The organism is Paraburkholderia acidiphila (genome assembly GCF_009789655.1).
Lineage (GTDB): Bacteria > Pseudomonadota > Gammaproteobacteria > Burkholderiales > Burkholderiaceae > Paraburkholderia > Paraburkholderia acidiphila.
Genome location: NZ_CP046909.1, coordinates 2,325,103 through 2,344,446, shown reverse-complemented (window position 1 = coordinate 2,344,446; position 19,344 = coordinate 2,325,103). Strand labels below are relative to the sequence as shown.

General features: G+C 62.6%; 20 protein-coding genes and 3 tRNA genes. 9 read left to right on the top strand and 14 right to left on the bottom strand.

What is annotated here, in order from left to right; translation table 11 throughout:
• Positions 1–106 precede the first annotated feature (106 nt).
• From FAZ97_RS10555 to rph, 7 genes are all read right to left on the bottom strand, one after another.
• A complete protein-coding gene (locus FAZ97_RS10555; RefSeq protein ID WP_158758384.1) occupies positions 107–628 on the bottom strand; it encodes a TonB family protein in 522 nt (173 codons plus the stop codon).
• Between the two features lie 139 nt (positions 629–767).
• Positions 768–980 carry a hypothetical protein gene (locus FAZ97_RS10550; RefSeq protein ID WP_158758383.1) on the bottom strand — a complete coding sequence of 71 codons (213 nt, stop codon included), beginning with the start codon at positions 978–980 and terminating at the stop codon, positions 768–770.
• A gap of 359 nt (positions 981–1,339) precedes the next feature.
• Positions 1,340–1,639, bottom strand: coding sequence for a TonB family protein (locus tag FAZ97_RS35790; RefSeq protein WP_407671809.1), 300 nt, complete (start codon positions 1,637–1,639; stop codon positions 1,340–1,342).
• Positions 1,640–2,432: 793 nt separating this feature from the next.
• Positions 2,433–2,522 (bottom strand) — tRNA-Ser (locus FAZ97_RS10540).
• A 65-nt stretch (positions 2,523–2,587) separates the two neighbouring features.
• Positions 2,588–3,757 carry a radical SAM family heme chaperone HemW gene (gene hemW, locus FAZ97_RS10535; RefSeq protein ID WP_233271676.1) on the bottom strand — a complete coding sequence of 390 codons (1,170 nt, stop codon included), beginning with the start codon at positions 3,755–3,757 and terminating at the stop codon, positions 2,588–2,590.
• 44 nt (positions 3,758–3,801) lie between these two features.
• The gene (gene rdgB / locus FAZ97_RS10530) at positions 3,802–4,449 is read right to left on the bottom strand and encodes an RdgB/HAM1 family non-canonical purine NTP pyrophosphatase (RefSeq protein WP_158758381.1); all 648 of its coding nucleotides are present in this window, start codon (positions 4,447–4,449) and stop codon (positions 3,802–3,804) included.
• The gene (gene rph, locus FAZ97_RS10525) at positions 4,442–5,182 is read right to left on the bottom strand and encodes a ribonuclease PH (RefSeq protein WP_158758380.1); all 741 of its coding nucleotides are present in this window, start codon (positions 5,180–5,182) and stop codon (positions 4,442–4,444) included. Before rph ends, rdgB begins: the two co-directional genes overlap by 8 nt.
• A gap of 291 nt (positions 5,183–5,473) precedes the next feature.
• Here rph and FAZ97_RS10520 point away from each other — a divergent pair, with 291 nt between their 5' ends.
• The 5 genes from FAZ97_RS10520 to FAZ97_RS10500 all read left to right on the top strand — a co-directional run bounded on the left by FAZ97_RS10520 (position 5,474) and on the right by FAZ97_RS10500 (position 10,508).
• Positions 5,474–6,412, top strand: coding sequence for a YicC family protein (locus tag FAZ97_RS10520; protein WP_158758379.1), 939 nt, complete (start codon positions 5,474–5,476; stop codon positions 6,410–6,412).
• Positions 6,413–6,426: 14 nt separating this feature from the next.
• The gene (gene gmk, locus FAZ97_RS10515; RefSeq protein ID WP_158758378.1) at positions 6,427–7,140 is read left to right on the top strand and encodes a guanylate kinase; all 714 of its coding nucleotides are present in this window, start codon (positions 6,427–6,429) and stop codon (positions 7,138–7,140) included.
• A gap of 40 nt (positions 7,141–7,180) precedes the next feature.
• Positions 7,181–7,384, top strand: a complete 204-nt coding sequence (gene rpoZ / locus FAZ97_RS10510) for a DNA-directed RNA polymerase subunit omega (RefSeq protein WP_006400783.1) — start codon at positions 7,181–7,183, stop codon at positions 7,382–7,384.
• Between the two features lie 100 nt (positions 7,385–7,484).
• The gene (locus FAZ97_RS10505; protein WP_158758377.1) at positions 7,485–9,851 is read left to right on the top strand and encodes a RelA/SpoT family protein; all 2,367 of its coding nucleotides are present in this window, start codon (positions 7,485–7,487) and stop codon (positions 9,849–9,851) included.
• Between the two features lie 177 nt (positions 9,852–10,028).
• Entirely contained in the window at positions 10,029–10,508 is a 480-nt protein-coding gene (locus FAZ97_RS10500; RefSeq protein WP_158758376.1) for a phage protein NinX family protein, read from the top strand.
• A gap of 90 nt (positions 10,509–10,598) precedes the next feature.
• On the opposite strand, the gene FAZ97_RS10495 is transcribed toward FAZ97_RS10500, so the two are convergent.
• Together FAZ97_RS10495 and FAZ97_RS10490 are read right to left on the bottom strand one after the other, a co-directional pair.
• A tRNA-Arg gene (locus FAZ97_RS10495) sits at positions 10,599–10,675 on the bottom strand.
• Positions 10,676–10,756: 81 nt separating this feature from the next.
• Positions 10,757–10,833: transfer RNA gene (locus FAZ97_RS10490), tRNA-Arg, on the bottom strand.
• Between the two features lie 126 nt (positions 10,834–10,959).
• On the opposite strand from FAZ97_RS10490, the gene greB reads away from it, so the two are divergent.
• Positions 10,960–11,523 (top strand): transcription elongation factor GreB, encoded by a 564-nt coding sequence (greB, locus tag FAZ97_RS10485; RefSeq protein WP_158758375.1) that lies wholly within the window; start codon positions 10,960–10,962, stop codon positions 11,521–11,523.
• Positions 11,524–11,612: 89 nt separating this feature from the next.
• Here the strand turns inward: greB and FAZ97_RS10480 are convergent, their stop codons facing one another.
• On the bottom strand, positions 11,613–12,761 hold the full coding sequence (locus FAZ97_RS10480; RefSeq protein ID WP_158758374.1) for a porin: 1,149 nt from the start codon (positions 12,759–12,761) through the stop codon (positions 11,613–11,615).
• Between the two features lie 538 nt (positions 12,762–13,299).
• A complete protein-coding gene (locus tag FAZ97_RS10475) occupies positions 13,300–13,500 on the bottom strand; it encodes a hypothetical protein (protein ID WP_158758373.1) in 201 nt (66 codons plus the stop codon).
• A 412-nt stretch (positions 13,501–13,912) separates the two neighbouring features.
• Between FAZ97_RS10475 and FAZ97_RS10470 the strand changes: the two genes are divergently transcribed.
• Both FAZ97_RS10470 and FAZ97_RS10465 read left to right on the top strand, forming a co-directional pair.
• Positions 13,913–14,116: a cold-shock protein gene (locus FAZ97_RS10470; protein WP_028205165.1), complete on the top strand. Its 204-nt coding sequence runs from the start codon at positions 13,913–13,915 to the stop codon at positions 14,114–14,116.
• A 281-nt stretch (positions 14,117–14,397) separates the two neighbouring features.
• Complete coding sequence (locus FAZ97_RS10465; protein ID WP_158758372.1) at positions 14,398–15,564, top strand: exonuclease domain-containing protein; 1,167 nt, start codon at positions 14,398–14,400, stop codon at positions 15,562–15,564.
• Positions 15,565–15,569: 5 nt separating this feature from the next.
• On the opposite strand, the gene FAZ97_RS10460 is transcribed toward FAZ97_RS10465, so the two are convergent.
• From FAZ97_RS10460 to FAZ97_RS10455, 3 genes are all read right to left on the bottom strand, one after another.
• Complete coding sequence (locus tag FAZ97_RS10460) at positions 15,570–16,160, bottom strand: chorismate mutase (RefSeq protein WP_158758371.1); 591 nt, start codon at positions 16,158–16,160, stop codon at positions 15,570–15,572.
• Between the two features lie 272 nt (positions 16,161–16,432).
• Entirely contained in the window at positions 16,433–16,582 is a 150-nt protein-coding gene (locus FAZ97_RS35200) for a hypothetical protein (protein WP_027795377.1), read from the bottom strand.
• Between the two features lie 551 nt (positions 16,583–17,133).
• Positions 17,134–18,252: an aldo/keto reductase gene (locus FAZ97_RS10455; protein ID WP_158758370.1), complete on the bottom strand. Its 1,119-nt coding sequence runs from the start codon at positions 18,250–18,252 to the stop codon at positions 17,134–17,136.
• A gap of 121 nt (positions 18,253–18,373) precedes the next feature.
• Between FAZ97_RS10455 and FAZ97_RS10450 the strand changes: the two genes are divergently transcribed.
• On the top strand, positions 18,374–19,336 hold the full coding sequence (locus FAZ97_RS10450) for a LysR family transcriptional regulator (RefSeq protein WP_158758369.1): 963 nt from the start codon (positions 18,374–18,376) through the stop codon (positions 19,334–19,336).
• Positions 19,337–19,344 lie beyond the last annotated feature (8 nt).

The following is a 19,344-nucleotide window of genomic DNA, read 5'->3' as shown; positions in this document are numbered from 1 at the left end:
GCGGGAGGCATGGCCGGCGGGCGCCGGCTGGGGATAGCGAAAAATTATAACGACCGTGCGCGCCGGGCAGCAAGGCGGGCGTAAGCAGGCAGGCGAAGCGCTTGTGTCACTGGAAGTTCTGCGCCTGCGGCGAAGCGAGCGTGCGCAACTGGAACTTGCCGTTGTCGTTGAAGAGCCAGTCCTCGAACATCTCCACCTGGCCGGCGGAATTGAGCAGGCCGCCGGGCGGAGGCGGCAGCGGCGCGGCACGGCGCAGCGTTGCGAGGGCGGTGGCTTCGGCTTCGTCGTCGCCGTTGGTTCGATACACCGACGACTTCACGATCTGGCCATTGCGATTGACCGTGAACGACACGACCACGAGCGAGCGCAGCATCGCCTGTGGCGTGCCGTGCAGAACGTAAGACGGGTTGTGCGCGACGATGTGTTTCGCGACCGCGGTGCGATAGTCGTCGAGTGTGGCGCTGTTGATCGCTGAGGGAGGAATGACGAGGAGCGGTTTGGGCGGCGGCGTGATCGTACAGGCGCCGAGGCACCCGAGAATCGCAAGCAGCAAAACCAGACCGAGGCGCCGTGCGAGGAAGGCGCGAGGTGCGGACGAACCGCATGACCACTGGACGCGGATGAGCATGTCGAACAAGCTCGGAAGCGGAACCTGATTCGAGCTTAGACGAAACGCAGCGGGAAGCAATCAGAACTGTCCCGTGTAGTCACGGGACGCGCTAAAAACGTGCGAAGCGGCGAGGGTGCCTGGTTGTGCCCGAGGGCGCTTATTCGACCGGGAACTGCGCGCAGGGATCGGCTGTGGTCGTCGCGCAGGCGTACGAGTACTCGCCGCTCTTCAGGAACAGCTCTTTGCCGACCTGTAAGTTGTCGCGAAGATTGGGCGAGGTTTCCCACGCGATGTAGCTGGAGCACATCACGGCGAACAGGACGACAAGCGAAAACGCGAATTTTTCGAGCAGTTGGTATTGGTGCGGCATGGTGATCTTCCCTTCGATGGGTCGGATTTTACCTCATGATTAGGGTTTTCACCTAGTGAATTGCGCGCACTTTGCTGTAGCGATTTATGGGTTTGACCCTTTAATGGGTGCGGGCTTGTGGGAGCTATGTCTTGTGTAGAATATATTGGAGTACTGATGATTGAGGGCGCGATATCAAGAGAGTGTCCTTGTTTCAAGCGTACCCATGCCAAGGGGCGGTGCGGAGCGCGACGGTTACAACAGTGAATTCGTGGCGGCTCGTCACATTGTGCTTGTCCGGGAGGGCGGCCGGGCGGATGTAGTGCTCCGACACGAGCGCTTGCTTTTGGCGCGAAATCAAAAGGTTGACCCTCGTAGCGTCAGGGTTGTGCTGGACGGCAATCGGCCTGGACTGTGATCCTGAACTTTCGCAAATTGGGGGGGAGCGGTGAAGCCGCTCTTACCGCGGCCATTGCATTCTCATCCCATTCCGGATAACCGCTGCTGCGCAAGAGCGTCGCACTTGTGATTTTCCCATCGTCTGCGAGGCGGACTTCGATTAGAGTCGCAGCGTAGCCTGGCGTGCCTGGATCGCGGGGCCTGAGATGCGACCTCACGCGCTCTCTAACCTTATCAGCAAGGGCCAACTGCGCCCCATGTTGCGCCCAGTTCAGACGCATCTGTTTCACCTCGTCGCTCGGTTCGTCCGGCGCGCTGGCGCCAAGGTGGAGTTTCTGCGGCTGGTCCGCGCTTGACCTGTCGGCGTGGGCGGCCAGCACAAGACATATGGCGACGTAGAATGCAAAACCGGATTTCATGTTTGTTCGCCGGAAGAAAGACAGGCGCCATGTCTGCGGGCGCGGAGTTGACGGGGGGTGTCGGTCTTTTACAAAGCAACGCTCGAACTGCCGATCGCGCCGGCAGTTTGTACGCTTCCAGTTCTGATCTGAACCGCTGGGTCCGAACTCGTGAGCGCATCGCCTCTGCATTCACTCTCACGCATGGCCGCTGTGGAGCAATGGCCATGCACGAGAAGGAAACATACGTGCCCGTCGCGCCGAAGTTCATTCGGCCATAAGCTCTTCGGGTTGTTGGGTGCGACACCGGGCAGTTAGTCCCAGCGCGTTTGGAGGTCCACCGGGGTTGAATTCTGCGGTGCCGCACCGAGGATGATTGCGTATACCCTCGGCGCACCCCGGGGTTGTGAAGCAAAACCTTGACGGCTATTAAAAAAACGCCCCTCGCGAGTCGGCTTTCATGTCCGATGTGCGCTTGCAGGTCGTGGCGTTGGCATCCTTGAAAACCTTTGGCATCGCTCCTTCCCGATCTATGCCCCAGAAATTTGGGACTGACGGCGAATAGGGGGCGACGAATCCAGGCGGATTGCTTGCGTTGATCTCGGCTGAGAGCCTTATCGGGCGGGGATTTTGGCGACTGATTCGGACAGAATCAAATCAGTGGGGATTGACGAATTGGCGGAGGCGGTGAGATTCGAACTCACGGAAGGGTTACCCCTTCGCCGGTTTTCAAGACCGGTGCATTCAACCACTCTGCCACACCTCCGGAGCCGCGCATTGTAACCCGAAACACAGGCGCGGCGGCACTCGCCCAGTCGATCCAGGTCGACCTTATTGCGGGTCCTTCAGGAACAGCGCCTGCAAGTCGTTCAGGAAGCGCTGTCCCAGTTCGGTCGGCGCGATTTTTTCATAATCGCGCGTGATGAGCCCGCGCCGCTCGGCTTCCTGCAGCGCCGGTTCGATCGTCGTGATCGGCAGGCCCGTACGCTCGATGAAGCGATGCACCGGAAACCCTTCCACGAGCCGCAGCGCATTGAGCATGAACTCGAACGGCAAGTCGCGCGCGTTCACTTCGTGCTCTTCCTGGACCGGTGTGCCCGCGCGCGCCTGCTCGATAAAGGTCGCCGGATGCTTGTAGCGCGCCTGACGCACGATGCGATTCGGAAACGAGAGCTTCGTGTGCGCGCCCGCGCCGATCCCGAGATAATCGCCGAAGCGCCAGTAGTTGAGGTTATGCCGGCACTGGCGATCCGGCTGGGCGTACGCCGAAACTTCATAGCGTCCGTATCCTGCGCCCGATGTGCGCTCGTGAATCCAGTCCTGCATGTCGGCGGACTGATCGTCGTCGGGCAGCGCGGGCGGGAACTTCGCGAACAGCGTGTTCGGTTCGAGCGTCAGGTGATACAGCGACAGATGCGGCGGCTTGAACGAGAGCGCCGTCTCGATGTCGGCCTGGCATTCGGCGAGTGTTTGCTGCGGCAGCGCGAACATCAAGTCGAGGTTGAAGTTGTCGAAAGTATTCGCCGCGACTTCGACCGCATGGCGCGCCTGCGCCGCGTCGTGAATACGCCCGAGCGCCTTCAGATGCGCCTCGTTGAAGCTCTGGATGCCCACCGAGAGCCGGTTCACGCCACTCGCGCGAAACTGCGCGAACTTCGCGGCTTCGAACGTGCCGGGATTCGCTTCGAGCGTGATCTCGGCGTCGGCGTCGAGCGGCAGCAGGGCGCGCACATCCGAAAGCAGCCGGTCGAGACCCGCCGCGGAAAGCAGGCTGGGCGTCCCTCCGCCGATGAACACCGTATGCACCTGGCGGCCCCAGACAAGCGGCAACGCCTGTTCGAGATCCGCGCGCAGCGCGTCGAGGTAATCGTCTTCAGGGAAGCGCTCACCCTTCCATTCATGCGAGTTGAAATCGCAATACGGGCACTTGCGCACGCACCACGGGAAATGCACGTAGAGCGCGAGCGGCGGCAGCGAAGTGAGGCGAATGCTGCCGGGCATCGTGAACGACTGGACCACGTCGATGCCGATTCGATGCTGCTGGCTCACGCTTCCTCCTGCAATCGCGCGAGCAGTTGGCGTAGGGCGACTGCGCGATGGCTCGACGCGTTCTTGAGCGCCGGATCGAGTTCGGCAGCCGTGGCCTCCAGCTCCGGAACGTAGAAGTAGGGGTCGTAGCCGAAACCGTTGTCGCCGCGCGGCGCGTCGAGCACCTCGCCGTGCCAGCGGCCTTCGGCGATGAGCGGCTCGGGATCGTCGGCATGCCGCACGAGTGCGAGTACGCAGTAGTAATAGCCTCGGCGATCGGCGTGATCTTTCAGGTTCGCGACAAGCAGCGCATTGTTCGCCGCGTCGCTCTTCTCGCCGCCCGCCAGTTGCGCATAGCGCGCCGAATACACGCCCGGCGCGCCGCGCAGCGCGCGCACGCACAGGCCGGAGTCGTCGGCGAGCGCGGGCAGGCCCGTGAGCTTCGCCGCGTGGCGCGCCTTGGCCAGCGCGTTTTCCACGAAGGTGGGATGCGGCTCCTCGGCTTCGGGCACGTTGAGCGCGCCTTGCGGCACGAGCTCGATGCCGGCCGCGCCGAGCAGCGCCGCGAACTCGCGCAGCTTGCCCGCGTTGTTCGAGGCGAGCACGACGCGCGAGAGCGCGTGAGCCGCGGTTTTAGCCGCTGAATCAGGCTGTAGATCAGCCATGCGAACTCTCCAGCGCCGCCTTCTGCTTTTCGATCAGCGAGCGGATGCCGTTTTGCGCCAGATCGAGCAGCGCGTTCAGTTCATCGCGCGAGAACGGCGCGCCTTCCGCCGTGCCCTGGACTTCGACCATGCCGCCCGAGCCCGTCATGACGACGTTCATGTCGGTGTCGCATTGCGAGTCTTCGTCATAGTCGAGGTCGAGCACCGGCACGCCTTCATACACGCCGACCGAAATCGCGGCCACGTAGTCGGTGATCGGCGAGCGTTCGAGGCGGCCGGTGGCCAGCAGCTTCGAAACGGCGTCATGGGCCGCCACGAACGCGCCGGTGATGCTCGCGGTGCGCGTGCCGCCATCGGCTTGCAGCACGTCGCAATCGAGGTTGATGGTGCGTGCGCCGAGCGCCTCGAGGTCGAACACGGAACGCATGGCGCGGCCGATCAGGCGCTGGATTTCCTGCGTGCGGCCCGTTTGCTTGCCGCGCGCGGCCTCGCGGTCGCTGCGCGTGTGCGTGGCGCGCGGCAGCATGCCGTACTCGGCGGTGAGCCAGCCCTGGCCCTTGTCGCGCAGGAACGGCGGCACGCTTTCGGACACGCTCGCGGTGCACAGCACCTTCGTGTCGCCGAACTCGACGAGGACCGATCCTTCGGCGTACTTCGTGTAGTTGCGGGTGATGCGGACTTCGCGAAGCTGGTCGGCGGCGCGGCCGGAGGGGCGCTGGTTGGATTGGGTCATCGTGAGGGTGCGCGAGGGCACGAGCGGGAAGGGGAAACCATGATTTTACCGCCTAAGCGCGCCTCGCGATGGACGCGGCCGGAAGGCGCCTGGAAGGGGAAAAAGGGGCCGCCTGAGCGAGGCGAGGCGTGCAGCCCGTGCTTGCGAAGGCGCGCCCCCAAAAATGGGATAATACGGTTTCTCCGCCCCGCGCTTTTCGTCCATTCGCGACAACACGCCGGGCGCCTCGATTCCCCGCCGTGACTCGCGCGCCCTGCGCACGACGCCACGGCTTCCTTCGCGAGACGAACCATGATTTACAGCATGACCGGCTATGCCAGCGCCACGCGCGAGCTTGCTGCGGCTTCGGGCACGGGCGGCGCCAGTGTCTCCGTCGAATTTCGCACGGTGAATTCGCGCTTTCTCGACCTGAACTTCCGCATGCCCGAAGACGTGCGCGTGTGCGAGCCCACGCTGCGCGAAATGCTGATGACGAAGCTCTCGCGCGGCAAGGTCGACATCCGCATCAACATTCAGAAGAGCGAGCAGGGCGCCAATGCGGGCGCGCTCAACCGCGACGCACTCGACCAGCTGGCCGGACTCGAGCGCGCCGTGCTCGAAGCGTTTCCCGAGTCGGGCCGTCTGCGCACGGGCGAAATCCTGCGCTGGCCCGGCGTGCTGGCGGAAAGCGGCGTGGCGGCCGAAGTGCTGCGCGACGCCGTGCTCGGCTGCGGCAAGCAGGCTATCGCCGATCTGATCGAAGTGCGCGCTCGCGAAGGCGCGCAGCTCGCCAACATGCTGCTGGCGAACGTCACCGAAATGGAGGCGATCGTCGCGCGCATCACGCCGCTCGTGCCGGAGCTGATCGCGAAGCACCAGCAGAAGATCGTCGAGCGTCTGCAGGAAGCGCTTGGCATCGCCGCGCCGGACAGCAATGGCAACGGTGGCAGCATCGGCAATATTTCGCGCGAAGAGATTGCCGAGCGCATTCGCCAGGAAGTGACGATGTACGGCATTCGCATCGACATCGCCGAAGAGCTCTCGCGCCTCACGGCGCACCTGAACGAAACGCGGCACGTGATCGAGAAGGGCGGCCGCGTCGGCAAGCGTCTCGACTTCATGATGCAGGAGCTCAACCGCGAAGCGAACACGCTCGGCTCGAAGGCGGCGGCGAAGGAACTCGCAGACGCTTCGATGACGCTCAAGCTGCTCATCGAGCAGATGCGCGAGCAGGTTCAGAATCTCGAATAAAGGGAGCAACGAACATGACCGACCAAAGTAGCGCCGCCAAAGCGGACGCGAAGCACGACAAGAAGCGCAATCCGTACGCGGGGATGTACCCCGGCAACCTCTTCATGGTGGTGGCGCCTTCGGGTGCGGGCAAGTCGACACTCGTGAACGCGCTGCTCGCCGAAGACAGCGCGATCCGCCTGTCCGTTTCGTACACGACGCGCGCGCCGCGTTCGAAGGAGCGCGACGGCGAGCACTACCACTTCACGACCGTCGACGACTTCCTCACGCGCCACGCCGCGGGCGAGTTTCTCGAGAGCGCGGAAGTGCATGGCAACTACTACGCCACGTCGCGCGTGTGGATCGAAGACCAGATGAAAATCGGCCATGACGTCCTGCTCGAAATCGACTGGCAAGGCGCGCAGCAGGTGAAGAAGCAGTTCCGCAACGCAGTGGAAATTTTCATCCTGCCGCCGTCGCTCGAAGCGCTCGCCGACCGCCTGAAAAAGCGCGGCGAAGACGAGCCGAACGTCATCACGCGGCGCCTGCTGGCAGCGGGCAGCGAGATCGCGCACGCGAGCGAATCGGAGTATGTCGTGATCAACGAGAACTTCGATCGCGCGTTGCAGGAGCTGCGCAATATCGTGAGCGCCACGCGCTTGCGCTTCGCTTCGCAATACGCGCGGCATACCGAGCTCTTCGTGCAACTCGGTATCCACCACCCGCAGCCCGGCGCATCGGGCACATAAGGTAGAATAAGAATCTGCTGAGAATGAGAAGGAACCCGACATGGCCCGCATCACCGTCGAAGACTGTCTGAAACAGATTCCGAACCGCTTCGAACTGGCGCTCGCCGCGACTTATCGCGCTCGCCAGCTCGCACAAGGTCACACGCCGAAGATCGAAAGCCGCGACAAGCCAACCGTTGTCGCGCTGCGCGAGATCGCGGCTGGCCAGGTCGGCCTCGAAATGCTGAAGAAGGTGCCCGTCTAAGGGCGCGTTCGCAGGCATTTCGCCAGGCATGTAGTTCGTACCGCGCGCAGTTGCATCAACCGGCTTAACCGTCAACGCCAAACCTGATACGGAGGGGAACATGAGCACCACGCCCTCGCCGGCCACCGACGTGGACCAGGAAGCGGAGACTGCGAGCCCTGCGCGCAATTACATCGACGCGGTCCTCGAACAGTCGTTTCGCCATCTGTTCGGGCCGACCGCGACGCCGGAGCAGCCCCGCAAGCACGGGGTCGTCTCCATCGCCAATCTGACCGCCGCGCTCTCCGGTTACCTCACCCCCGAGGAAATCAAGGAGGTCAAGGCGGCGTTCCACTTCAGCGATGAAGCCCACCTCGGGCAATATCGCCAGAGCGGCGAACCCTATATCACCCATCCCGTCGCCGTCGCGGAAATCTGCGCCGGCTGGAAGCTCGACGCGCAGTCCATCATGGCCGCGCTCCTGCACGACGTGATGGAAGACCAGGGCGTGACCAAGGCGGAACTCGCCGAGCGCTTCGGCGCGAAGGTCGCGGAACTGGTCGATGGCCTGTCGAAACTCGACAAGATGGAGTTTCGCAATCGCGAGGAAGCGCAGGCGGAAAACTTCCGCAAGATGCTGCTCGCGATGGCGCGCGACGTGCGCGTGATTCTGGTGAAGCTCGCCGACCGGCTGCACAACATGCGCACGCTCGGCGCGGTGCCGCCCGAAAAGCGCCGCCGCGTGGCGCGCGAGACCATCGACATCTACGCGCCCATCGCGCACCGTCTTGGCCTGAACAACACCTATCGCGAGCTGCAGGACCTGAGCTTCGCGAACTTCAATCCGAATCGCTACGCCACGCTCGAAAAGGCGGTGAAGGCCGCGCGCGGCAATCGCCGCGAAGTGGTGAGCAAGATTCTGGAAGCGGTGCAGCGCGCCATTGCCGACGCGAAGCTCGACGCCGAAGTCACGGGCCGCGAGAAAACCATCTTCAGCATCTACAAGAAGATGCGCGACAAGCAGTTGTCGTTCTCGCAGGTGCTAGACGTGTACGGTTTTCGCGTCGTGGTCGAATCGGCGCTCGAGTGCTACACCTGCATCGGCGCGCTCCATGCGCTCTACAAGCCGGTGCCGGGCAAGTTCAAAGACTACATCGCCATTCCCAAGGTGAACGGCTATCAGTCCCTGCACACCACGCTCGTGGGGCCGTTCGGCGCGCCCATCGAGTTCCAGGTCCGCACGCGCAAGATGCACGAGATCGCCGAAGCGGGCGTGGCCGCGCACTGGCTCTACAAGAACGGCGGCGCGGATCTCAACGACGTGCAAAAGCGCGCGCACCAGTGGCTCAAGTCGCTGCTCGACATCCAGAGCGAAGTGGGCGACTCCAGCGAATTCCTCGAACACGTCAAGATCGACCTGTTCCCGGACGCCGTGTACGTGTTCACGCCGAAGTCGAAGATCATGGCGCTGCCGCGCGGCGCCACGGCGCTCGACTTCGCATATTCGATCCACAGCGACCTCGGCAACCAGTGCGTGGCCGTGAAGATCAACAACGAGCTGCTGCCGCTGCGTACGGAACTCAAGAGCGGCGACATCGTCGAGGTGATCACGGCGCCGTACTCCAAGCCGAATCCGGCGTGGCTCGGCTTCGTGCGCACCGGCAAGGCGCGCTCGGCGATCCGGCACTATCTGAAGACGATGCGGCTCACGGAGTCGGTGCAGCTCGGCGAGCGGCTTGTCGATCAGGCGCTCAAGGGTTACGGCTACCAGCTTTCGGAAGTCACGCCGGAAGTGTGGGAAAAGCTGGTGCAGTGGACCGGCAACAAGAACCGCCAGGAAATTTTCGCCGACATCGGTCTTGGCCGGCGCGTGGCGGCGGTCATGGCCAAGCGCATCGAAGTGCTGATGAGCGGCCAGGACGCCGACGACGCCGAGCATCACCATCCGCCGCGCGACCCGAATGCGCCGCCGGCGCCGCCCGTCGTCATCACGGGCACCGAAGGCATGTCGGTGCAGCTTTCGGCTTGCTGCCGCCCGATCCCCGGCGACGACATCATGGGCTACATCGGCATCGGTCTAGGTATGGCGATTCATACGACCGACTGCCGTGTCGCACAGCGCATCCACCGGCGCGATCCGGGCCGCTGGATCGATGTGGCGTGGGCGCCGCAGCCGGGGCGTCTGTTCGACGTCGCGGTGAAGGTGCTCGTGAAGAACACCAAGGGCGTGTTCGCCCGGGTGGCGGCTGACATCACGTCGGCGGACGCCAACATCGTGCACATCGCGATGGACGACGATCTGGCACAGGAATCGAACATGTTGCGCTTCGTGATCCAGGTGAGCGACCGCGTGCACCTCGCGAACGTCATGCGCCGTGTGCGCACGAATCCGGACGTGATGCGCATTGCGCGCGAGCGTTCGAGCGACGACGGGCACCATCGCCACGACGGCGGCATGCGCATCGAGCGAGAGCGCGCGGATTATTGATCGGGGCGCGTAGCTCCGCGCCCCGCATCACGATGTGCCGTTGCGTGGCACGAACCACTCCCACCGAGCGCCTTGCGCGGTAATCTACCGTTATCTCATTGCCGCATCGCTGCGGCAGCCTGACCGGGCTTGCGGTCACGTCGCCATCTTCCTTCGACCCCAAACGAGGGACTAGCCATGAACGTAGCTGAACTGACCGGTCTTGCGCTCGATTACTGGGTGGCGCGCAGTCTGCCGGACTTCGTGCGCGAAATCTATTTCACCGACAGTGGCGAGACAGTCGCCGTGCGCGGCAACGATCGTGGGCGTCCATGGGATGGCCGCTTCATGCCGGCCGATTCGTGGGAGGCGGCCGGCGTGGTGCTGGATCGCGCAAAGCGCGTCGAGCTTCGCGAAGGCGAGCCGGCTACCTGTGTGGCGGAGTTCGAGGGTGAATCGGGTGCAGTGAAGGCCCACGGAGAAACCACGCGCGAGGCGCTGCTGCGGGCGTTCGTCGCAAGCCGCTTTGGTGAGACGGTAGGGGAGATGCTGCGGCAGCCGCAGGCGTTGCTGGGCATGGGTATGGAGCCCGTGGCGGAGCCCAGCGCGATTGGCGACGTGGAGGACCTGCCGCGACCCGACGCGCAGATCGGCGACATCGGTACGCCGCCGCGCTAGGGTTTCGCCTCGCAAGAAGCGGTCGGCGCCCGCAATTGCAGCAGCTGAAAAGACAAAGGGCCTTTCCGTTCGGAAAGGCCCTTCGATTGGTGGCGCGGCTGGCAGGATTCGAACCCACGACCCCTTGGTTCGTAGCCAAGTACTCTATCCAACTGAGCTACAGCCGCACGCTAAAACGATACTACTTACAACGTTGTACTGCCTGAAACTGTTCCCAGATCAAATTAACGGGGAACACTTCGAATAAGTGGCGCGGCTGGCAGGATTCGAACCCACGACCCCTTGGTTCGTAGCCAAGTACTCTATCCAACTGAGCTACAGCCGCACGCAGAAGTGAGATTATAGCAGGGGTTCGAAAAAAGGGAAGACCCTTATCGCGATTTGTCTTGGGGCGTGGTTCGTGTACGCTGGCAGTTGCAAATGAATCAGTACACGTACCGCAGATCCCATCATGAACAAGGCCTTTGTCAAAGAATCGACCGAAAGCGAGGACGACGATCTCGAAGCCGGTCACCCCGAGATTCCCGCCGGCACCAAGAACTACATTACACCCGCCGGCTACGAGCGCATGCGCAGCGAGTTGCTGCACCTGATAGACGAGGCGCGGCCCGAGGTGGTCAAGCTCGTCTCGTGGGCGGCATCGAACGGCGACCGTTCCGAAAATGGCGACTATATCTACGGCAAGCGCAGGCTGCGCGAAATCGACCGCCGCATCCGCTTCCTCACAAAACGGCTGGATCTGGCTGAAGTCGTCGATAGCAGCCGGCAGGAGAGCGTGGACCAGGTGTTCTTCGGGGCGACCGTCGAATACGGCACCGAAGACGGCGAGGCACACACGATCACGATCGTCGGTATCGACGAGGTCGATCTCGACCACGGCCACGTGAGCTGGATTTCGCCTATCGCACGGGCGCTCCTGAAGGCGAAGATCGGCGATCAGGTCACGCTGTACACGCCGGCGGGGCCGGAGCCGATCGACGTCCTGGACGTGCGCTATCCGCCGCCGCGCGCCTGAATTCAACTTTCGCAGCGACAATTAAAAAAAGGCACCCGAGGGTGCCTTTTTTGCTGCAGTGCTGGCCGAGGCGGCCAGCAGCGTGCGGCTTAGAAGCGGTGACGCATACCAACCGTCACAGCGACCTGGTCTTGACGGGTCGAGGCCGAACCCAGACCGTTCAGGTAAGCGCCGAGACCACCAGGGTTCGACGACACGTGCTGCCAATCGCCTTGCAGGTAGACGTCGGTGCGCTTCGACAGTGCGTAGTCCGACTGCAGTGCGACCGTGTTGTAGTTCGGGTTCTCGCCGCCGCCGAGGTTCGCACGGGTGTACGTGTACGCGCCAGCCAGGCTCAGGGCCGGGGTCAGAGCGTAACGGACATTGCCTTCGAAGTTCTGGAAGCGTGCGCTGTTGCCGTTCAGGCCAAAGTTGCTGGACCGGCCGGATTGCGTGCTCGAGATGGCAGTTGCGTTGCCCAGTTGCGTTTGCGTGTACACGAAGCCAGCCGTTGCCGGGCCGAACGTGTAGTTGACGCCACCGCCGAACGTGCTTTGGCGGCCTGCAGCGAACGTCCACTCACCCGTTTGCGCGCCCGAGTTGCTGGCGAGGTTTTGCAGATTGTTGACGTCGTTGTTCAGGTGCAGGTAGCCAGCCGCAACGTTCAGGCCGCCCCAGTTGTACGATGCGCCGACGCTGTATGCGCGGTTGTTCGCGAATTCGGTGCTGTTCGAGAACGAGTACGTGCCGCCGAACTTGAAGCCAGCGTAGTTGACGCTCGAGTACTTGACCGTGTTGTTGAAACGGATCGAGTTGTTCAGGTTGTCGTTATCGAACGGGTGGGCAGCGATCGTGCCGCCGTATTGCGTGCCGGTGTTCGACAGCGGTGCGAGGTAGTCAACCACGGAGTCGTACTGACGACCGAGGGTGACGGCGCCGTACTGGTCGCTTGCCAGACCGACAAACGCTTGACGGCCGAACATGCGGCTCGACTGGCCGGAGTTGCCGTTCATGATGTTGAAGCCGTTCTCCAACGTGAAGATCGCGTGCAGACCGCCACCGAGATCTTCAGAGCCGCGCAGGCCCCAGCGGCTGCCGTTGACCGTGCCGCTCGTTGCCTTCCAGAGGCTGTGGCCGCCGGCGTTGTTTGCGTAGGTGATGCCTGCGTCGATCAGGCCGTACAGCGTAACGCTGCTTTGCGCGTGTGCAGCCGTTGCAAAAACGCCCGTCAGGGCAGCGACCATGAGAGTCTTTTTCATCTTTGTAAACTCCGAGAACAGAGGTGGGTTTCGTTGAACCCCGTTTGGGAAACCGTCCATGCGAAGCGCAGCGAGAGGCAAAGTTCGCGTGGTACGAGTTAATCCGTGCCAGTCGGTTTCCAGACAGGCAGAGTGTAGAGAGGGTGCTCGGAGAGGGGGTATTCCGAATTTCGCAATAAAGTATTGCGCTATCGGAAATGATTATCTCGCTCGTCTTAAGCCCTGCTGGTAAAGGCTTTGAGCGGATTTCCCGGGAGGGGGGTGAAACTGTCAACCGCGCGAGCGTTGTGCGATCGCTACAACAATTGATTGCGGAAAACGGTTTAAATCGGTCTGAGCTGATTATTGCGCTCGGCGTAACAGATGATTGTGCGCCGTATGCTTAATCGTCAGACGTGGGTCCGGCTATACTTCAATCGCTGCTTTCCGAAGCAGACTTTTTCGTTGACGAAAAAGATCTCCAAACCTTTGTCGGCGCGGCCATTTCAGCCGCGCTTTTTTTTGCCCGTCTTCTGGCCACATGCGCTACGCGCACCGCTTACTGGGTACCCGCTTGCGGCGGCTCAGGCTGCAGGCTCCAGTCTTCCATTACGTAGTGCCTTGCGTCCATAGGGGAACACAGCAGGTTGTGCCAGTGGTCCCCGTGCCATGCGCCATAGGTATCGGCTTCCTCAGCCGTTGGCGCAATCCCGTCCGTTTGTACGAGCCAGTGAATCCATCGCCGCAGAGTTGTCAGCATGATGACCTCCGATGCCGCTAACAATATGGATCATGAATTGAATGTATTACTCGAACAACCGGGAGAAACACTTACGTTTGACACGAATTGTTACATTTCGGGAAATCTTCCCGGTAACAATGACGTGAGTGAGTTAATCGCGTAAAAATGACGCATTCTTATATATTGATTCGGATCGCATACGATTTTCTGCGACTTTTTGATGCGTACCGCTTTTATCGTTGAATCGGGAAAGCTGTTATAAAAAATTCGCTTGACTGGCAATTGACGTTCCCCGTATAACGGCAAAGCTGATTTTCGTTCCGCGGCAATTTCAAAACGTGAAATTCGCTGAAGCGGGACGGCGGGAATTGGCTGGATACGGCGTGAGGGTTATTGCCCGCGTCATTAAAATCTCGAGGGAAACTGAAACATGGAAACCGGTATCGTCAAGTGGTTCAATGATGCGAAGGGCTTTGGCTTCATCACGTCTGACGCCGGCGGCGACGATCTGTTCGCGCACTTCTCGGAAATCCGCGCCGACGGCTTCAAGTCGTTGAAGGAGAACCAGCGTGTGTCGTTCGACGTCAAGGTCGGCCCGAAGGGCAAGCAGGCCGCGAACATCCAGCCGCTGTAAGTGCAGCGTGCGAGCGCTCGCTGTGCGAGCGCTCATGTAACACCAGGCCCCGGACAAACCCCCGGGGCTTTTTTATTTTTGGCATATTGATATTCAGGCGATATTAGTGGCCACTTTTTTAACTCACGCATTAAATCGGGAAAACCCTGGGATTTCACAGTTTTCCTGATTCGGGTTTTCACTAAAAGCAAAAAGTCGCACTTGCGCTGCCGGAACCGTCGGCGTGTGGCGTCCAAACGGTGCATACTTGGGCCGTTTTCCATTTCCCCTGCCGTTTCACCATGCTTGAGTCCTTCTTGAACGCCGCACAGCCCGCCGGCGACCTCCCCATCGTCTTCGTAGACCTCGAGACGACCGGCGGTTCGGTAGGCGAGCATCGAATTACCGAAGTTGGCGTGGTGGAGGTGATGCAAGGGCAGGTGACGCGATGGAGCACGCTCGTCGATCCCGGTCAGCCTATTCCGCCCTTTATTCAGCAGCTCACCGGAATTACGGACCGGATGGTGCGTGGCGCGCCGCGCTTCGCCGACATTGCGGCGGAGCTCCACGGGCGGCTCGCCGGCAAGCTCTTCGTCGCGCACAACGCGGCCTTCGACCGCGGCTTCCTGCGTGCGGAGTTCGAGCGCGCCGGTTATTCATTCAACCCCGATGTGCTGTGCACCGTGCGCCTGTCGCGGGCACTTTTCCCGGCTGAGAAGCGCCATGGGCTCGATGCGCTGGTCGAGCGCCACGCACTCGTGCCGTCGGATCGCCATCGCGCGCTCGCCGACGCCGATCTCCTCTGGCAGTTCTGGCAGCGCCTGCCGGCGCTGGTGCCGGGGGAAACGCTGGCGTCGCAGATCGAGCGCACAACGCGCCGTCACGTACTGGCCGGCGACATCACCGATGAGCTCATCGACACCGCACCGGCAGGTCACGGCGTGTATGCGTTCTATGGCGAGAACGACGTGCCGCTCTACGTAGGGCGCAGCGTGCGGGTACGCCAGCGCGTGCGCGCGCATCTTTCGGGGGAGCGTCGCTCTTCGCGCGAACAACGGATGGCGCAGCAGGTGCGCCGGGTGGAGTGGCGTGCGACAGGTGGAGAGCTTGGCGCGCTCCTTGTCGAAGCGCAATGGATCGCAGCGCTCAAGCCCTCGTTCAATCGCGTGCCGCGGGTGTCGAAGCGCGACCCCGCCGATCTTGGGGTGGCGCCCTGGCCATTCGAAGGCGCGGTGGTCGTGCTCGAGCAGGACGCCACGAATGGCGCCGACGTTTATCACCTGATCGATCGCTGGTGCTATATGGGCGCCTTTCCCAGCACAGCCGAGGCGGAGGCGCTAGTGGACGGCAGCGCCGAGCGGGTGTTCGAGCTTTCGACCTGGCGCATTCTGCAGACGCACTTCGAACGCGGCCTGCGTGTGCAGGTGCTGCAGCCTTCCGAGGCTGACGGCCTCACGAGTGCGGCCTGAGGGACTTAAGCGACGCCGCCTACGCCGCCCGATTCGCACACATGCTCCAGCGCCTGATTCATCGCATTTGCGCGTGCGGAGTCGTAGCGGGTGAGCGCTTTCCAGTTCGCAAGCGTGCGCGCGACGCGCGCCGGGCAGTCCGGTGCGCCGCGCACGGATTGCACGCGTGCGAGCGCGCCGATCAATTGCCCGGTGAGTCTGTCGAGTTGGGGGCGTGTGGCCGTGGCGAGATCCGGCGCCGGGTCGCTGGGCGCCTGCGAGGCGCGCCATGTGTCGAACAGCGATTTCTGCATTTGCGTGCTGGCATCGATCTGATCGCGGAAGAACGCACGCGCAAACGCGGGATCGACGCCGGCCGCCGTGGCGCGCTTTTGCACGTTGGCGAGCAAGGCGTCTTCACGTGGCGTATCGGTGATCGGCTTGTGATGTTGCCATTTCCAGTGCGCGACCGGTTCGGCGAGCGCCAGCCGTTGCGATACTAGCGCAACGAGGTTGGTCAGGGCAGTGTCGTCACCGTCGGCGTGGACGGACGTGATCGGTAGGGCGAAGAGCAGCGCGGCAGCGCAACGCACGCTCGCGCGGGTCAGCAATGTCATTGAATGGAAGAAAGACGCCGGCGATAAAAACCGAAGCATAGCCGGTTATGACCCGCTTGCGTCTAATGGCGCGGTCGATCGCGACGATGGTCGTACGAGCGCGCGCGCCCGATCTAGCGTGTCGAGCGCAAATCGCAGATCGCGACAGCGCGCTGCGGCGCAAAACTGCGCGCGCAGCGAGATACGCGCGTCCCCGTGCTACGCGTATCGATCTGCACACAAACGCGTGGTGCGCGCGTGGTCACGCGAGCGCGAACGTGTGCGTTTCCCCGTCACTTCTGTTCGTGTGCCTTGCGTTGCTCGTCCAGAAAAGCCCGCACGTGAGCAGGCAATTCGTCGCCGAGAAACTCAACGGCCACCGGTTCCGGATCCGGGCTGAAGACTTGGTCCGGGGTCGGAATCCTTGGCGGTTTGGCGTCCATGATCTTTCTCCTATGTAAGCCGATTATCCGGCTCGGCACTTCTACTGCGCTAGTCCCGCTTACGGTAACAGTGCTTTTCTCGCACGCGTGTTGCTTTCTTCGCACAGCGATACAAATGATTAACGGCGCGGGAATATAATTGTTGAGATGTCCTTCACACTCGCGCATGCTGCGTGAATCGGGTTCGGTTCTCGATTCGCCGAGTCTCCCGCACAGCGGCTGCTGCAGTCGCACAACGCCTCAATCGTACGTCCCCCGGCTCTGAGACCCGCACCCGCCCGGGCAGCTTCCCGCGCCTGTGTTGCGCGGCACCGCAAGCGCGGGCGCGTCCCGCCGGATCAGCGTGCGCCCCTCATTCGTCTACAACGGACGATTATGCTTAGCCGTTGACGTCGAAACGTTAATAAGAATTAAAACTATGTAAGTGTCCGTTTCTATCCGGTTGGGCGATTAATACTTTGATCTGTGTCATTTGGCCGCGAGTTAATGACCGAACGTACGTAAATCGCCGCGCTTTCGGGCGCGGCGTATTGATGCACTCCGATAATTCGTTACGTTTGGCTCTCCTCCGGCGCCGGGACGCGCTGCACGTGTGCATGGTTGGCGGGCGTCGCGCGCACGTCCACCTGGCCATGAATGCGTGACTGGTGGCCGTTCGCGAACATGTAGTACGGAAACGGGTGCGCGGGTTCGGAGGCTGCGTCGAGGCGCGCGACCAGTTCGGGGGCGAGTGTGAAATCGAGCGCGTCTAGTGACTCTTCGAGCTGCGCGACTTTGGTTGCGCCGACGATGATGCTCGCCACGCCGCGCTTTTGATACAGCCAGTTCAACGCAACCTGCGCCATGGGCCGATTGGCCTCGTGCGCAACCCGCTCGAGTTCGGCGACGATCGTGAAGTTGCGCGCGGAGAGCTTGTCGAAGCCGGGCGGGGGCTTCGCGCCCATCGTCTGCAGACGTCCCGCACCGCTCACGCCTTCGCTTGCCTGCGACGGCCGATATTTCCCCGACAGCACGCCCATACCGAGCGGACTCCACGGCACGAGCCCCATGCCGAGTTGCGTCGCGAGGTCGGCGAATTCGTGCTCCGCATTGCGCTCGATCAGCGAGTATTCGAGCTGCATGGCCGCCACCGGCTCGAAGCCGCGCCAATCGGCCAGCGTCTGCGCGCGGCCCGCGTACCAGGCGGGCACGTCGGAGAGGCCCACATAGCGGATCTTGCCCGCGCGCACCGCGTCGTCCATGGCGCGCATCACCTCGTCGGCGGGCGTCATGCGGTCCCATGTGTGCAGATAGTAGAGATCGATGTAGTCGGTGCCGAGGCGCTTGAGCGAGCCGTCGAGCGCGCGCAGCAGGTTCTTGCGATGGTTGCCGCCGGCGTTCGGGTTGCCCGGTTCCGCGTTGTAGGAATACTTGGTGGCGATGACGAGCCGCTCACGCAGACCGCGCGCCGCCGCGAAGCGCCCCACCCAGTTTTCGCTTGTGCCATCCGTATAGAGGTCAGCGGTGTCGATGAAGTTGCCGCCCGCATCGACATAGAGGTCGAACAGTCGCTGTGCGCAGGCTTCGTCGGTACCCCAGCCCCATTCGGTGCCGAACGTCATCGTGCCGAGGGCGATGGGGCTGACACGCAGGCCTGAGCGGCCGAGCAAGGTGTAGCTATCGAGTTTCATGGCGATTTCCTTAAAAAGGATGGCAGTGGCAAACGCAAACCCATCTTGCGCCTTTCCTTTTTGTGGAAAAATCGGGTTCAACTGAAATCACCGTGAAGCTGAGCTTCACAATGGAGCCAGCATGGGTCCGGTTTCCAACCAGGTTTCAACGCCGGGTGCCGCGTCCGGGCTGGCCGGACGCTTGCCCGCTCTGCTCGCCGTGGCTGCCGTCGCACGGCACGGCAGCTTCACGCGCGCCGCGTTAGCCACGGGCTTTTCGACTTCGGCGCTGTCCCAGGCCGTGCGCGCGCTCGAAGCGCAACTCGGCGTGAGGCTCTTCAATCGCACGACGCGCCGCGTCGCACTGACCGAGGCGGGCGCACAATTCCTCGCGCGCGTGCAGCCCGCGCTCTCGGAGATCGAGGCGGCGTTCGATGCGCTCGACGCCTCGCGCGACGCCCCGGTCGGCATGCTGCGCATCAATTTGCCGCGCGTGGCGAGCGAGTTGCTCGTCATGCCGCATCTCGCGGAATTCATGACGCGCTATCCGCAGATCAAACTCGAACTCGCGCTCGACGACGGTTTTGCCGATCTGGTGGGCGAGGGCTTCGACGCGGGCATTCGCCTGGGCGAATCGGTGGCGCCCGGTATGGTGGCGGTGCCGATCGGCGGGCCGATTCGCATCGTCGTGGTGGGCTCGCCGGAATACTTCGAACGCCACACGCGCCCCGTCACGCCCGACGATCTGGCCGCGCATGATTGTCTGCACTATCGCTTCGCGACGGGCGGCGTCTACCGCTGGGAGTTCGCGCGGCCGGACGATCCCCGGCGCGTGTTCGACGTGGTCACCGAGGGCCGTTTCGTGACCAACGATCTGCGCACGATGGTGCGCGCCGCGGAGCAGGGCGTGGGTCTCCTGCACGTGATCGAAGACTACGTGAGTTCGCCGCTGGACGACGGCCGGCTCGTGCCGGTGCTCGAGTCGTGGGGCGCATCGTTTCCCGGGTTCTATTTGTATACGGCCGGGCGCGCCCAGTTGCCGCCCAAACTGCGTACGTTCATCGACTTTCTGCGTGAGAAGCGTGGGGTGCCTGGTTTCGCGTAGCCGTTTTC

Excerpts from the sequence above, each read along its gene's own strand:
- FAZ97_RS10500 (WP_158758376.1), top strand. The coding sequence starts at position 10,029 with ATGAACGTAGCTGAACTGACCGGTCTTGCGCTCGATTACTGGGTGGCG.
- FAZ97_RS10465 (WP_158758372.1), top strand. The coding sequence starts at position 14,398 with ATGCTTGAGTCCTTCTTGAACGCCGCACAGCCCGCCGGCGACCTCCCC.
- gmk (WP_158758378.1), top strand. The coding sequence starts at position 6,427 with ATGACCGACCAAAGTAGCGCCGCCAAAGCGGACGCGAAGCACGACAAG.
- FAZ97_RS10455 (WP_158758370.1), bottom strand. The coding sequence starts at position 18,252 with ATGAAACTCGATAGCTACACCTTGCTCGGCCGCTCAGGCCTGCGTGTC.
- hemW (WP_233271676.1), bottom strand. The coding sequence starts at position 3,757 with ATGCCCGGCAGCATTCGCCTCACTTCGCTGCCGCCGCTCGCGCTCTAC.
- FAZ97_RS35200 (WP_027795377.1), bottom strand. The coding sequence starts at position 16,582 with ATGGACGCCAAACCGCCAAGGATTCCGACCCCGGACCAAGTCTTCAGC.
- FAZ97_RS10475 (WP_158758373.1), bottom strand. The coding sequence starts at position 13,500 with ATGCTGACAACTCTGCGGCGATGGATTCACTGGCTCGTACAAACGGAC.
- FAZ97_RS10555 (WP_158758384.1), bottom strand. The coding sequence starts at position 628 with ATGCTCATCCGCGTCCAGTGGTCATGCGGTTCGTCCGCACCTCGCGCC.
- rdgB (WP_158758381.1), bottom strand. The coding sequence starts at position 4,449 with ATGGCTGATCTACAGCCTGATTCAGCGGCTAAAACCGCGGCTCACGCG.
- FAZ97_RS10470 (WP_028205165.1), top strand. The coding sequence starts at position 13,913 with ATGGAAACCGGTATCGTCAAGTGGTTCAATGATGCGAAGGGCTTTGGC.
- FAZ97_RS35790 (WP_407671809.1), bottom strand. The coding sequence starts at position 1,639 with ATGCGTCTGAACTGGGCGCAACATGGGGCGCAGTTGGCCCTTGCTGAT.
- rpoZ (WP_006400783.1), top strand. The coding sequence starts at position 7,181 with ATGGCCCGCATCACCGTCGAAGACTGTCTGAAACAGATTCCGAACCGC.
- FAZ97_RS10505 (WP_158758377.1), top strand. The coding sequence starts at position 7,485 with ATGAGCACCACGCCCTCGCCGGCCACCGACGTGGACCAGGAAGCGGAG.
- FAZ97_RS10520 (WP_158758379.1), top strand. The coding sequence starts at position 5,474 with ATGATTTACAGCATGACCGGCTATGCCAGCGCCACGCGCGAGCTTGCT.
- FAZ97_RS10550 (WP_158758383.1), bottom strand. The coding sequence starts at position 980 with ATGCCGCACCAATACCAACTGCTCGAAAAATTCGCGTTTTCGCTTGTC.
- greB (WP_158758375.1), top strand. The coding sequence starts at position 10,960 with ATGAACAAGGCCTTTGTCAAAGAATCGACCGAAAGCGAGGACGACGAT.
- rph (WP_158758380.1), bottom strand. The coding sequence starts at position 5,182 with ATGACCCAATCCAACCAGCGCCCCTCCGGCCGCGCCGCCGACCAGCTT.
- FAZ97_RS10450 (WP_158758369.1), top strand. The coding sequence starts at position 18,374 with ATGGGTCCGGTTTCCAACCAGGTTTCAACGCCGGGTGCCGCGTCCGGG.
- FAZ97_RS10480 (WP_158758374.1), bottom strand. The coding sequence starts at position 12,761 with ATGAAAAAGACTCTCATGGTCGCTGCCCTGACGGGCGTTTTTGCAACG.
- FAZ97_RS10460 (WP_158758371.1), bottom strand. The coding sequence starts at position 16,160 with ATGACATTGCTGACCCGCGCGAGCGTGCGTTGCGCTGCCGCGCTGCTC.